Annotated in this window: 12 protein-coding genes; 3 read left to right on the forward strand and 9 right to left on the reverse strand. The window is 44.3% G+C overall.

What is annotated here, in order from left to right; translation table 11 throughout:
• Positions 1–117 precede the first annotated feature (117 nt).
• Positions 118–1,272: a GNAT family N-acetyltransferase gene (locus EJP82_RS22250; protein ID WP_127194272.1), complete on the reverse strand. Its 1,155-nt coding sequence runs from the start codon at positions 1,270–1,272 to the stop codon at positions 118–120.
• 552 nt (positions 1,273–1,824) lie between these two features.
• Here EJP82_RS22250 and EJP82_RS22255 point away from each other — a divergent pair.
• On the forward strand, positions 1,825–4,218 hold the full coding sequence (locus EJP82_RS22255; RefSeq protein ID WP_425464365.1) for an S-layer homology domain-containing protein: 2,394 nt from the start codon (positions 1,825–1,827) through the stop codon (positions 4,216–4,218).
• Positions 4,219–4,533: 315 nt separating this feature from the next.
• On the opposite strand, the gene EJP82_RS22260 is transcribed toward EJP82_RS22255, so the two are convergent.
• Positions 4,534–5,547 carry a zinc-dependent alcohol dehydrogenase family protein gene (locus EJP82_RS22260; RefSeq protein WP_127194274.1) on the reverse strand — a complete coding sequence of 338 codons (1,014 nt, stop codon included), beginning with the start codon at positions 5,545–5,547 and terminating at the stop codon, positions 4,534–4,536.
• 117 nt (positions 5,548–5,664) lie between these two features.
• Between EJP82_RS22260 and EJP82_RS22265 the strand changes: the two genes are divergently transcribed.
• Positions 5,665–6,042: a winged helix-turn-helix transcriptional regulator gene (locus EJP82_RS22265; protein WP_425464364.1), complete on the forward strand. Its 378-nt coding sequence runs from the start codon at positions 5,665–5,667 to the stop codon at positions 6,040–6,042.
• A 143-nt stretch (positions 6,043–6,185) separates the two neighbouring features.
• On the opposite strand, the gene EJP82_RS22270 is transcribed toward EJP82_RS22265, so the two are convergent.
• Together EJP82_RS22270 and EJP82_RS22275 are read right to left on the reverse strand one after the other, a co-directional pair.
• The gene (locus EJP82_RS22270; RefSeq protein WP_127194276.1) at positions 6,186–7,031 is read right to left on the reverse strand and encodes an ROK family protein; all 846 of its coding nucleotides are present in this window, start codon (positions 7,029–7,031) and stop codon (positions 6,186–6,188) included.
• A 56-nt stretch (positions 7,032–7,087) separates the two neighbouring features.
• Positions 7,088–7,900 (reverse strand): helix-turn-helix domain-containing protein, encoded by an 813-nt coding sequence (locus tag EJP82_RS22275; RefSeq protein WP_246054388.1) that lies wholly within the window; start codon positions 7,898–7,900, stop codon positions 7,088–7,090.
• Positions 7,901–8,031: 131 nt separating this feature from the next.
• Here EJP82_RS22275 and EJP82_RS22280 point away from each other — a divergent pair, with 131 nt between their 5' ends.
• The gene (locus EJP82_RS22280; protein ID WP_127194277.1) at positions 8,032–8,481 is read left to right on the forward strand and encodes an SRPBCC family protein; all 450 of its coding nucleotides are present in this window, start codon (positions 8,032–8,034) and stop codon (positions 8,479–8,481) included.
• Positions 8,482–8,579: 98 nt separating this feature from the next.
• Here the strand turns inward: EJP82_RS22280 and EJP82_RS22285 are convergent, their stop codons facing one another.
• The 5 genes from EJP82_RS22285 to EJP82_RS22305 form a co-directional block, all read right to left on the reverse strand.
• Positions 8,580–9,965: an alpha/beta hydrolase gene (locus EJP82_RS22285; protein WP_127194278.1), complete on the reverse strand. Its 1,386-nt coding sequence runs from the start codon at positions 9,963–9,965 to the stop codon at positions 8,580–8,582.
• Positions 9,966–10,128: 163 nt separating this feature from the next.
• Positions 10,129–10,755 (reverse strand): carbohydrate-binding family 9-like protein, encoded by a 627-nt coding sequence (locus EJP82_RS22290; protein WP_246054391.1) that lies wholly within the window; start codon positions 10,753–10,755, stop codon positions 10,129–10,131.
• A gap of 138 nt (positions 10,756–10,893) precedes the next feature.
• Positions 10,894–11,607 carry a polysaccharide deacetylase family protein gene (locus EJP82_RS22295; protein WP_127194279.1) on the reverse strand — a complete coding sequence of 238 codons (714 nt, stop codon included), beginning with the start codon at positions 11,605–11,607 and terminating at the stop codon, positions 10,894–10,896.
• The gene (locus tag EJP82_RS22300) at positions 11,604–12,197 is read right to left on the reverse strand and encodes a YkoP family protein (RefSeq protein ID WP_127194280.1); all 594 of its coding nucleotides are present in this window, start codon (positions 12,195–12,197) and stop codon (positions 11,604–11,606) included. Before EJP82_RS22300 ends, EJP82_RS22295 begins: the two co-directional genes overlap by 4 nt.
• Before the next feature lie 170 nt (positions 12,198–12,367).
• Positions 12,368–13,207 carry a helix-turn-helix transcriptional regulator gene (locus tag EJP82_RS22305; RefSeq protein WP_127194281.1) on the reverse strand — a complete coding sequence of 280 codons (840 nt, stop codon included), beginning with the start codon at positions 13,205–13,207 and terminating at the stop codon, positions 12,368–12,370.
• Positions 13,208–13,289 lie beyond the last annotated feature (82 nt).

Genomic DNA, 13,289 nt, shown 5'->3' on the forward strand with positions numbered 1-13,289 from the left:
ATTTTGGATTAATAAATAAGAATCAGACTAGCAGTTCGATACAGCAAAGAGCCCGCGTCGAGCGCGGGCTCTTAATAAATAACCAATTCTACTAAGTATCAATACCACTGTTCATTGTTATGCTTCAGCCAGCTTGCCTGCTATCTCTTCGCTATCCACTTCTCTGTAGACATACTCATGATAATGGGGTACGTGAATGTTTTTCCATCCCTTTTCGATAGCCTTTTGATAATACTGTTTGGCACGATCGTTCTCACCAATCAAATAAAACAAACATGCCGAGTTCCAATATAGAGTAGCATCTCCATTCCAGTCCCAACCTTTATCAAGAGCCACTGCATAGCTCCAAGCAGCACGCGCATAGTCTTTGCTACCATACTTAATATCGCCGCGCATATAGTAATTTCCGTTCACAAGAAAGTTATTTAAGGGATGGTTCCATCCAAAAAGAACCGGAAAATCAGCAAGTGGTTTGAACCCCACAGACATGGCAGTTCTTTGCGAACCAATGTTGTTGGACCAACACTGCCACCCGACCCTAGTTATGCCCTTCTGTTTTGCCAATAAAAGTGCTCCTAATAAGGTTTTTCGTGCCCACCCATTACCTCGATACCTTTCTTCGGTCTGAATGCCTACCTCACATTCACTTCCAACTACCCAATCCGTAAGACACCAGCTAATAATGGTTAGTCCCTCATCAGTGCTTTGTATAGCAACACATCCGAAACCCCTGTCCTCAAATGCTTCTAATGAGGGCCACCCCCCATCAATTTCACTAATTACATCATCCAGCCCAATTAAATCTTGACGTTTTAATAAGCTAGCATCTACTGGAACAATATAATCATTGAGAGTGTTTGGGGTATTATTCATATCGAAAGTAAGAGTCATTCGTTCACTTCGGAGCGGTAACAATGTTCTCGTCACTAGTTCAAGAGCCTCTATCCAAGAGTCATCATTTGACGGGTAGAACATCACGTAGTCTAACTCTCCCCTAGTTGCGAGACTTGGTAATAGTTCTTTAGAGAGAAGTTCGTTGACCTCTATGAAGAACAGAGTATTCTTTGGACTACCCCCTAGGAAAAAACCTTGAGGGTTCATTAATAACGCTGTCCGACCGTCATTGGACAAGAAAACTCGTCCCGGTATAAGACCTGAAATGACTCCCTTTATTGATAAATGGTGTTTCAAGTTTACAAACAACCCTGCTGTCTTACTGAAGCTTTCACTAGTAAGTTCATTTCCGTGAATCAAATGATTTGAATATGTCATATCCGTTTGCCTCCCATAAGCTAATGAGAGGTTTATCCCCTATAATATAAACCTCTCACACGCTCTTTGATTTGTTTGTCCTTATCCAAACACCATCACTCCTTTATACGTAGTTGAGGATTATATTCTAATTTGTTAATTCTCTATCCTCCCTTTGATTATGGATAAATAATACATTCTTAACAAGGTAGAGTTTAAATATAGACATCTATTGGGCATTTAAAATTTTATGTATGTTCTATCAACGAAGCGTGACCGCAGCGGAGGAGGTACTGTGGATTATGGTATCCATTAAGATTTCATTAAGATTTGAAGATTTAAAAAATGATAGGATAATAAAAGACATGTAAAAAATAACCAAAATATAACAAAAAGGTAGGTTGAGTAACAATCATGAACAAGATAACGTTATTTACTATTAATCGTACAAAATGGCTTGCTGTTGCGCTCGTTTTGTTGCTGTTGCTGACCATCTGCTCTCCATTTAGTGTCGCGGCCGAATCTCCGCAGCAGCAGGTAAGCCAAACGGGATCTACTACTTCTGCCCAACCCATGAACCAGCAACGCTATTCGGATATACCAGATACAGCATGGTACGCAGAGGCGGTTAACACTTGGATTATGCTAGGAATTCTTACTCCAAAGCAAGGAGATAAACTGAGTCCCCAGCTTAATATGACACGCGGAGATTTTGCTAAGTTTTTAGCGATCTCACTAGATCTGTCCCCTTCCAAAAGCGCCTCAACGTTTAAAGATATGCCTGTTGACGGCGAATTAACCGGGTATGTTGCTGCCCTCCATGATGCGGGGCTGGCAAAAGGTTACCAAGACGGCACGTTCCGTCCGAACTTAAAGATTACAAGGGCTGAGGTTGCGAGCTTGATTGTTACAGCCAAGAAGCTGAAGCCAGAGCCGCAAGTAGGTAGCGGATTCCGTGATGTTCCGCAGAAAAGCTGGTATGCTGGCGCAATAGGCGCCTTGACGAAAGCAGGTATTGCATCCGGGAAATCGAAGGTTAACTTCACTCCAAACGCAAACATTGTGCTGGCCGAAGGGATAACTCTGCTTTATCGCTCCTTCTACACTCCGTCTATCATTCAAGACATTGGCAATGACGGCACAATTAAGATCGATGGCAAGAACTATCGCGCGGGCACATCGGTACAAGGCATTTTTCAAGCATCGAACAAAGCTGCTTTGCACAATGCAGCGATTAAGTTTACCTATTCGGGGGATATGATAAAGTCAGTTGAAGGGCTGATTATCGGCTATAAAGACTCATTAACAGAAACGAATGCACCTATAATATTTGATGCCAAGGGCAACACCGTCAATGGAACCGTAATTGTGAACTCAAATCAGGTCGCGTTGGCTCACTTGGAAGTTAAAGAAGATTTAAATTTGACCCCGGCAGTTCAGTCGGACTTCTTTGCCTACAATGTACTCATTCAAGGTAAAACAGTTTTCCTGAAAGATAACGGCCGTCCGAAATCACAGATCACAAATATATGGTTCGAGCATAGCGATCTCGGCCAATTATATTTGTTTAATAGCACACTATTGAAAAAGGTTGATGACAGTGCGGATAAGATATCCCAATCAGGCTTCAAGTCAAAGGGGGAAGTTTCCAGCTTAGAGAATAACATATACTTGAAAAAGGTTGGTATCCGTGCGGACCTACCGTCCCCATCAGACTTCAAATCAAAGGGAGAAGTCCGCATTTCGGCAGCTACCTCCACCACAGAAGACATCCAGCAACTTTATGTTGCTTACTTTAACCGCCCCGCCGACTCCGCGGGCCTTCAATTTTGGCAAGGCACCATTGATGCTGATAAGGGTACTGTCGTTGTTACAGGCTCCTTCGCGGGTATGCCGGAATATGAAGCAAAATTCTCAGGGACTAGTAACAGCCAAATCGTTGACCAAATATACTTGAATTTATTTGGAAGACCCGCAGATTCAACAAGTCTTGCATTTTGGGCAGGATCAATTGACGCAGCAGCCACTGGTATAAACTCCGGAATCGCTGTCAATTCGGGCGCTGATTTGGGCCCCTTGCAACTTACCTTTGAAAACATTAACGCCACGGTTACGGCGGCGGCGAATACCGAACTCAGCGCTGATACGTCCTCTACGCTTAATACACTCACCCTTCAGCCTGGCGTTAGCGTGCAATCCTCAAGTCAAACGCCAATCGATACGCTGATCATCGGTAATTCGGATACGGTAGGCCCTACGTCAGCTGGCAGCACCTCCTTCACCGGTTCAGCGAACATTGGGCAGACGATTGTAACCGGCAATGCCGGAAACGTTAACCTGAATGTGCAGGGTACGATCGGAAGTCTTCAGATAACTGGAAACAATCCTCGGCTTGATCTAGGAGATGCCACTTCTATCGCTAATTTGATAGTTCCATCGGGAGTAACCCCTGCATCGTTTTTCGTGAATGGCAATGACTTTTCTAGAGTGAAGGCTGTCAACGGGCAATCAACGGCACCTATACCAACACCAAACACGAACTCGAGCCCAAGCCAAGGTCCGAATCCTAGTCCTAGCCCGAGCCAAGGTCCGAACCCTAGTCCTAGCCCGAGCCAAGGTCCGAACCCTAGTCCTAGCCCAAGCCAAGGTCCGAACCCTAGTCCTAGCCCAAGTNAAGCCAAGGTCCGAACCCTAGTCCTAGCCCAAGTCAAGGTCCGAACCCGACTCCTAGCCCAAGTCAAGGTCCGAACCCGACTCCTAGCCCAAGCCAAGAACCGAACCCGACTCCTAGCCCAAGCCAAGGTCCGAACCCGAACCCGAGCCCGAGCCAAGGTCCGAACCCGAGCGCTGGCACCTAATCTGACGATTAATGTCGTGAACGGCACGGACTCACAAACGACATCCTCTTACCTAGTGTTACGAATACGTAGACACACATCTTCGATTACAATTGCAAGCGGGTTTTAAAGGTTATGGCAGGGTATCGATAAGTGAGCTGTGCCACCTAAGTGAACATTTCCTTGTACTCCACAAAGTACTTCAAAAGAAGTCCCTCTGGACAATTGGCAGCTGAAGCGATTCGATTTCGTATGAAGAGAATCCGGTGGCTACCAAAGATGAGGGGCAAGCTTACACTCGTATGCTTCACTAAGCATTGTAGACATACAAAGCAGGCCGAGTTCAGCCCTCCTCTTTCGAGTGGCTGAACTCGGCCTGCTTATTTGTTCTGATAATTGTCATTCATAAATACTCACCTTAGGAACGTCTCTCTCCCTTGTTGGATTAAAAAACGATACTGATTTTGCCGAAATACGAACCTTCTGCCAGATGTCTGAGGGCCTCCACTGCTTGCGAGAACGGAAACTCTTTATCGACAATTGGACGAAGACGATGGTGTTCGATCGCAACATTCATATTCTCGAACATCGCTCGGCTGCCTACGTTAATGGCCTGAAGCCTTGCTCTCCTGAGGATGGCCGGGACAATAGCTAAACCTTCAACACTGGCCCCGGATAGAATGCCGACGATACTAATCTGACCGCCTACCTTTAAGGCAGAGATGGAACGATTAAGTGTTTCCCCGCCTCCAAGATCGACGATATGATCAGCACCCCGCCCTTGCGTGTACTCCAATACGGCTTTGTCCCACTCCAACTTTCGCTTATAATTGATGCCGTGATCGGCGCCTAACGCTTTCGCACGTGCAAGCTTATCATCGCTACTTGAGGTTACAATGACTTGTGCTCCTTGAAGCTTAGCGAATTGCAGAGCGAACAAGGAGACGCCGCCGGTACCTTGAACGACAACTGTATCTCCTGCTTTCACCTTGCCCTCTTCCACGATCGCATGCCAGGCCGTTACTCCGGCGCAAGGCAGAGTAGCTGCTTCGATATCGGTCAAATGTTGGGGTACGCGTACCAGCCCTTCCTCAGGCAACACGACATACTCCGCTAGCAACCCTTCGAGCGGACTACCTAACGAGGATACCCAATTCTCTGGCGTAGCTTCGCCGGACTTCCAGTTTTGGGTAAAGATCGCACTCACGCGTTCCCCTATTCGGAACTTCCCAGCTTGTTCCCCTAAGGATACAATCTCGCCTACTCCATCGGATAGCGGAACCAGCGGCTCTTTCAGTTCTGGGTTATAAAATCCGTTTATGACTCCTATATCACGTGAGTTTAGCGATACCGCCTTCATTCGAATAAGCACTTCACCACGGGCGGGAGTTGGAATCTGGCGATCCACTTCTACAATGTGATCCAGTCCAAAACCGCCCTGAATAACGTAAGCTTTCATTGTGCATCTCTCCTTATTTGGTGTATAGACACACAATAATTCATATAATAAGATGTAGCTAGACGGCACTTTTAGGTCGGTTACGAACCCAAAGGTGCGTAAGGAGGACGGATGCGTATGAAACCATCGGACATATCCCTGAAGGTTTGCAGCTATAGTCATGTATTGGAAATAATATCCGATAAATGGACGGCGCTTGTCATCTACTCCTTGGAGAACGGCACCATCCGTTACGGAGAGATAAATAGACGTATCGAGGGTATATCGCAGAAAATGCTAACGCAAACTTTGAAGCAACTGGAACGGGACGGATTGGTCAATCGGAAAGTCACGCCATCGGTTCCGCCGATCGTAGAGTATACGCTAACCCCGCTTGGGGAAACTTTGATTCCCTACATGAAAATGTTAAAGGATTGGGCATCTGAACATTACTCCGCGGTGAGAAAGGCTAGAGAAGAATATGACCTCGGTGGGACGGAAACCATCGTGCGTTAATTAGTACTTTTCGAGTAAAATGTTAGAATCACTGAAGTGAGTTGTCTAAAAAAAATAATACCGAGCAAAGTGATGGTGACATCCTTTGCTCGGTATTATTTTTTTGTAGCATATGGATTAACGGAATTCTTATGTATGCTTCATCAACTAACTGTTGTACATTTGCGAATCCATTCCCGAGCACCAAAAGCGATCACCCTGTTCTGAATCTTTGGTGTCGTGATCGTACAGCATTTGAGTAATTCGGGTAACGCGTGAATTTCAAGCGCAGCCTTTGCTGCTTCCATATAGCCCTTATAGGTCGGTGTGCTCCCGCCAATTACGATAACATCTGGATTATACAGGTGCACCAAGTTAGTTAAAGCATATCCAAAGTACTGCCCTGCTTGACTTACAAGTTTAGTAGCTTGCTCATCGCCTGTTTCTAGGTGTTCGCGAAGTGTAGCATCATCCATTTCCGCTTGATTCATAATGGCATAACCACTTGCGAGCGTATCGAGCAGTACTGCTTGCCCATCTACGTTAAGGATCATATAACCCAGTTCTCCGCTCCATCCCTTCGCGCCAAGCAGTAATTCTCCCGAGGCCACAACACCTGCCGCGATAAAAGCATCGGCTATGATGACGACAACCGTTTCGTTGTTGGTAAAATGAGCGGCCTCAGCCATCGTAGCTGCCTTCACATCATTGATAAATGCTACGGGAATGCTTGCTGGTGTTGCGAACATATCCGCTGTAACTCCGTTTAACGCAGGCAAGACATGGCTTAACTCTACTTTATCGCTACCAACGACTAATCCTGGCATACCCATGCCGATGCCACTTGGAGTATAGGGCAATTTGTTCACAAAGGCCTCTACCTCCTGCTGGAGTTGAAGCAAGGAACATTCCTTTCCCGTAGAAATCGTATGCTCCAGATAGCCGCTTGCTGTCTCCGCCATCATATACATCTGCCCACCGTCAATTTCAATACCTACATATGTGTTCATATCAGTTGTCCCTCCTATTGTTCATTGTTTCCTTCAATAATGAGAAAAAGGTTAAGTCACATTTCCCTTATATACTCTTCGGGCGATTTGCCAATCATCGCTTTAAAATCTTTGATAAAGTGGGCTTGATCGTAATAACCCATATCCTGCGCCAATTTAGGCCAATTTGAAACAGCACCTTTTTCCATGAGTTCCACTACCTCTTGAAGCCGATACCGCTTGATGACCCATTTCGGGCTAACGCCAACATAACGGTTGAACAGACGCTGCAAGGTCCGTTTGTTCATATCAAACTCTTGCACGATATCCTCCACCTTGGTAATCTGGCGATTATCGATGGTGAATTGCACGATCCGATTGATCAATTCAACGTTGTCATCCTGCTCTGGAATGCGATCCAGTAGAAATTGTTCTGCAAGTTGTACCATCTCTTCCTCTGTCTCTATAGCAAAGATTTGTTGTTCTATGTCCTGCACATCTATTCCGAAAACATCTTTAAAACCTAGCACCTTGCCAGTAAGAAGAGATATCGACTGTTTCCAAAAAGGATGAAAGCCTCCTGGTTTGAATTTGATCCCCAGCGTCATCCCCTCTTCCTTTAAAAGGCGCGTGTAGGTTGTTGTAGGGACACCGTAAATTCCGGTAAATATCTCATTATTCTCATATTCAAACGCTAAATTTACGTTGGGATAAGATAAGACAGTTTGGCGAAAAGGAGCTTGTCCTGTTAAGTCCCATCGTACCACCCAATAATGCTCTATTAATTGAGCCAAACTATCAGCAGGTTCGTATCTCATAAGCGAAAATTTTTGCATGCCTGCTTCTGCTTTCAGAATCCCCTTATCAGATCGTTGATCATTCGGTTTCACGAACCTACCTCCAGACGGAGCCGCTATTGTCGCGTTTTTACAATACGTTCCATGTTGTCTATTCTATACTGAGACTAGCAGTTCGAAGCTGTTTAGGCAATTTAATATATTGATCGAACGGAGGATAATTTATGGATCTTAAGTATGAAATTTATATCGGAGCAACACCTGAGGATGTTTGGCAAGTCTTTGTATCACCCGAAGGCACAAAAGCCATATTCTATGGTTGCATTCTTGACTCAACCTTCGAAATTGGTGCACCTTATGCCTACATTGGACCTGGTGCCGATGGAGATGAAACCGTACATGTCTACGGTAATGTTCTAGCCTTCGAGCAGAATCGACTCATGAGCTACACAGAACATCCTGGACCGTCGTATAGAGAAAATCATGCAGAACTCGAAACAAGGGTTACACTCTCACTAGAGATAGTGGGAAATTGTACGAAGCTTACGTTAGTTAACGATCAATGGCCCGACAATCATCCCTCATACGAAAATACAAAGTCATCTTGGCCGATGATTCTGAGCAATGCCAAGACCTATGTGGAAACGGGAAAGACATTAGACTTTGGCTGGTAAAATAATAAGTTTATTTTATGGTGACTGTACCTATTTAACAGTAGCAAGGGGAAGCCTAGACGGCTTCCCCTTGCTTTATTATCTTTGTCCTCACCCTGTTATTTTGTATTCAAGGCGAGGAGAATATAATCTTCCCGAACTTCCTCGATTGTATAAAGTCCTGTACTCTCGAGTAAAATCGCTATATCTGTAATGTCCTTCGTTGTCGCTTTCAGACTTTCCGCCGTGGGCTTAAGCAAAATTTTAATGCTACTATCCTTTTCTTCGATTACGAGTGATTTCAATTTGTTTTTTAGAATCCTTACCAAACGATCATAGTCTACTTTATATTCTACGGTAATGCCTTGATAAGTCACTTCCACATCTAGGGGCTCCGGTTTTAAAAAGATCACTATCCCCGCCGTATCTACCTGCCCAACCTTGGGATTCAATACCTTATACTCGGCTAAATCTGAAACTGAATAGTCCATTCCATTATTCATGCTTGCTACCGGATTAAGACGGATATACGAGCTGTCAGACCCGAAGATCATCAGCGAGTCATCTACTACCAGATCGATCGCTTGTTCGGGTGCTTTTCCGGCAAACATGAGTAGTGGACTGTGGACACGTCTGGACCAGGAATTCTCATCATGGTTACCCAAAATATCCATCTGAAAAAATAAATCTTGGCCGTATTCAAATCCCTTCGATTTCAGAATATCTACCAACGGCTCGATAAGCATTCCTTCGGCATACCCCATATCCAACCAAATCTTCACATTTGGCTTTTCTTTTTCCTTCGCCAGTTCTTCAAACAGTCTCCCCTTAGCTACCCAGGTGGAAGCTGATACCGCTCCAATCGAGGAGAACGTCTCTGGGTGATGGTAACCCATCCATAACGCCTGTACACCACCGAAGGATGATCCCATGATCATTCGATTGTCCCTATCAGGAATGGTTCTGTAAGTTCCATCCACATAAGGAATGACAGTTTCAATGAAATAACGGGTAAATTCCTCTGCACTCTTGCCATCAGACGGAATGGACTCATCGAGAAAAGGAACATATTCCTCTCCCCTTTTGGCGCCATCGCTTGCATCAACTCCGATCACGATAACTTTCTCCATTCTTCCATCAGTAATGAGCTGATCTATGACTCTCTCCACTTTCCACTCTTTTTGAAAAGAACTGGTATTCGTTTCGAATACATTACGCCCATCGTTCATGTACACAACGGGGTAACGCTCGTTGTCGGTTTCGTAACCGGGAGGGAGGTAAACAAAAATACGCCGTTTCTCAAGTTCATCGATATGTACACTTCCTTGCCCCACAATCTTGCCAGTTGGATTCTCGGTTGCTTGTACGGTCACACTTGTCTTGGGCTCAAATGATGTTGGAGAGGTAGTGATTGAATCTTCTTTGTCCTGGCAACCTACCAGGGCTAGCATACATATTACAATAAATCCCCATAAGCATGATCTTTGTGAGCCATATTGGTTCATCTAATCCCTCCTGACTAGTAGTTCAAACGTTTCCACAACTATTAATATATACGGTTTAATTTGTACCGGCTAGGATTATTTAACATATAACCCACACAAAAATGGCCAGTAACACTCTTCTTGCGAATGGTTACCGACCTGAAATCAGCAAAATTATTTTCACTTATACAAATACCATCGTCCCAAACCTAGAAGAAACATGAAAATTGACCTTTCCTGTAGGGCTCCACGCCTGATATTCACGCGTACCTTCCAAGTCCTCATCAATTCGATAGAAGTTTACCTTCCAGCTTAATCCTTCATGAAGTGGATGAATGAAATTTGATGCTGGAATGCTAATATAGGTGGTTAAATATCCCTCCCTATTCGAGTCAACAGATGTAAGAAGATCTTGGAAGCACCATGCTTTGTTCAAACCTTTAACCGCATCTAAGTCATCATTCTCAATTAGAGCATCAAACACCACATTATTGGGGCTGACTTCCAACTCCAAATAACGTGTCCCCTTGCCCTCCTCGTCGATAAAGAACTCAACGACATCCTGTTCATACAGTGGGTCATCTCTTTCCGTAAAATCAGATACAATGTTACTGTCCTTACTTAAGAATCGTACATACAAATAGTCTTTGTTCCAGCAAGCTCTCACTTCGGTAGATTCTTTCGGCGGTAAACCTGTGACTGTGTCGCTTAATTCGAGTACATCGCAGCTATCCCAGTCAATGGAGCTCCATCCTGATTGCACTTGTTTACAATGATATACATAATCTTCTTTAACGATTGTGTTTTGCAATCTCTCACCTCATTTTACATATTCCATTTAGTCGGTATGTATCTAGTACCCTGTAATAATACACATATAGTAGAGGGTTTTTCAATTTATTTATTGTTCACATAATGTAGACTAGCATGACATGCCTACTAGCTAGATTCAAGATTCCTGCATCAACAATTCATCCGTTCGCAGACATTGATAACCCTTCATCTGGATATCTTCAAGTACTTCCTCCAATCCTTCAATCATAAGGTAAGGAGCCTCCTCTTCCGCTCCCCATGTGTCTCCACTATCATGCAGCAGTATAATGGAACCAGGCTTTATCCGTTTCAAAAGTTTCTCTTTCAACGGCTGCGCCCTACTCTGCACTTTCCAATCTCCACCCATTACAGACCAGAGCACAATGCGGTAAGATTTGCGTAGAGAGAACAAATCGCCCATATTCAGAATTCCCCAGGGAGGACGGTAAAATGTCGGGCGTTCTCCGGTAATCCTCTCGATGATATCCGCCGAACGCTGGACATGTTGTTGCCTGATATGGCGCGGACTCATGATCCAATTCGGCAAATGCGTATAATTATGAATACCAATTTGATGTCCTTCCTGATGAATACGTCTTGTAAGCTCGGGATTCTGCTCAGCTTTACTTCCGAGCACGAAGAAGGTCCCTTTTACTCCCTGACGTTTCAGTACATCTAGCAGTTTGGGGGTATGTAAGGGATCCGGACCATCATCGAAAGTAAAAGCAACCTGGCGAGCAGATCGGCCTCTAATTGTGACACCTAATCCCCATATCCGCGTGATTAGGTAAGGTATGAACATATATATAATAATAAAAAGGGTCAGCGAGACGACTATAATTCGACTCATACCAAAGCCTCCTTACGGTAACGAGTCAATAAGGATTGCCTAGTCATCAATAGCATTTTCGGCACAAGCTTCTGGACATTTTGTTGCATACGCTGCTTCCCTCCAGGATGCAGAACTCTAAGTAATAACCGCAGGTAATACGTCGAGAATATACGGAATCCTTTGGATTCGAGCGGATGCAGCTCAAATCCAAGACCATGGATAATCCCACGATGGAGCAGGGTAATACCCGTTAATGCCTTTACATGAGCAAGTTCAGGATCTGTTTCCATAGCTACGCTAATCTGTTTCATAGACTTCCGCAGCATCCGTGCCGTTGATAGTGCTGCACGATCGGGACCTAGCTCCTTCGAAAACTTCAAAACCTGACGGTTATCCAGATGGAGCTCTCCTACCCAATCACCGGAATGAACCCACTCCCCATCATGACACTCCACACTTTTCCCGTGATGGCGCCTGACAACTAGCTTACAAATGCCATATTTTTTACACGAAGCACTCCGAAATTTCGTAAACCATTCAAATACAGCTTCCCAAGTCATCCAAATGGATTGCATACTTTTTTTTGAAATAGATTTTAATAGATCCATAGATGGTAGTCACGTCTTTCTATTCAGATTAGTCCCATGTAACTGTCTCATGTAACCTCTGCCATCATTGTATGTAATGAATCTATCATTTATCTTTCTTCGTTCTTACTTATTTCTTAAGTTTGAAAAATAATGTTATCGCTATTTCCGACTCAGCCCCTAAGAGAAAACTAAACCTGCTGCATTAATTTCTTAAGCTTCGCTCTTGTAGAGGTTTCCGGAGCGGGTGTATAAATACTGCATCTTAAATCTGTACCACCATGAACCTGTAACGAAGTGAGCTGGAAGAGCATCTTTCTTGCCTTGGCATGTCTGAACTCAAGTAATACTTCCGGTGCTGAACTGACCTTGCTTTGATCCCACAAGCGATTAAAATCAGGATGCTTTTCTTTCATTTCACTAAGAAACTCTTCATACCATTTATCCTCTACGTATTGTCCGTAATATGCTCGGAATATTGCTAGAAATCCGCTCGCGAACTGCTCCCAATTCACAGCTAATCGCTGAAATTCCTTTCTCGTGAATAATAGAGAAATCATGTTTCTCTGCTCGGGTGGCACTTGCTCGAAGTCCAGAAACACATGAGAAGCCGCTTCATTCCATCCGACAATTTGGCACCTGCGATCGGAAACAATCGTGGGGCAGTAGGTAAGTTCTTGAAGAATAATCCTTAAGGCGGGACTGATTTCAGGAAGCTCTTCTTTAAGAAGACTTACGCCAGAAGTTGTCTCCAATGCTAAAGAAAATAAATACTTTCGCTCGTCGGGAGACAATTGCAGCGCCCTAGCCACGTTATCCAAGACGGACGATGATACCTTGATGTCCCTCCCTTGCTCTAACCAGGTGTACCAGGTATGACTAACGCCAGCTAATTGTGCGACTTCCTCTCTTCTTAGTCCAGGTGTCCTTCTTCGCCCCCCTTCGGGTAAACCAACGGACTCGGGAGTCAGTTTAGCTCTCTGCGTCTTTAAAAATTGTGATAATTCTTGAAGTCTGAGTTGAGAATTCATGGTTACACAACCTTACGTATGATTATCATGTTATAAATTATACTAGGATAAACAACAACTTGTAATAGGATATCCAGCATGA

Source organism: Paenibacillus anaericanus (genome assembly GCF_003994475.1).
Classification (GTDB): domain Bacteria; phylum Bacillota; class Bacilli; order Paenibacillales; family Paenibacillaceae; genus Fontibacillus; species Fontibacillus anaericanus.

Bases quoted from the DNA above. Each gene is read 5' to 3' on its own strand.
- EJP82_RS22250 (WP_127194272.1), bottom strand. From the start codon at position 1,272: ATGACATATTCAAATCATTTGATTCACGGAAATGAACTTACTAGTGAA.
- EJP82_RS22260 (WP_127194274.1), bottom strand. From the start codon at position 5,547: ATGAAAGCTTACGTTATTCAGGGCGGTTTTGGACTGGATCACATTGTA.
- EJP82_RS22265 (WP_425464364.1), top strand. From the start codon at position 5,665: ATGAAACCATCGGACATATCCCTGAAGGTTTGCAGCTATAGTCATGTA.
- EJP82_RS22270 (WP_127194276.1), bottom strand. From the start codon at position 7,031: ATGAACACATATGTAGGTATTGAAATTGACGGTGGGCAGATGTATATG.
- EJP82_RS22280 (WP_127194277.1), top strand. From the start codon at position 8,032: ATGGATCTTAAGTATGAAATTTATATCGGAGCAACACCTGAGGATGTT.
- EJP82_RS22285 (WP_127194278.1), bottom strand. From the start codon at position 9,965: ATGAACCAATATGGCTCACAAAGATCATGCTTATGGGGATTTATTGTA.
- EJP82_RS22295 (WP_127194279.1), bottom strand. From the start codon at position 11,607: ATGAGTCGAATTATAGTCGTCTCGCTGACCCTTTTTATTATTATATAT.
- EJP82_RS22300 (WP_127194280.1), bottom strand. From the start codon at position 12,197: ATGGATCTATTAAAATCTATTTCAAAAAAAAGTATGCAATCCATTTGG.
- EJP82_RS22305 (WP_127194281.1), bottom strand. From the start codon at position 13,207: ATGAATTCTCAACTCAGACTTCAAGAATTATCACAATTTTTAAAGACG.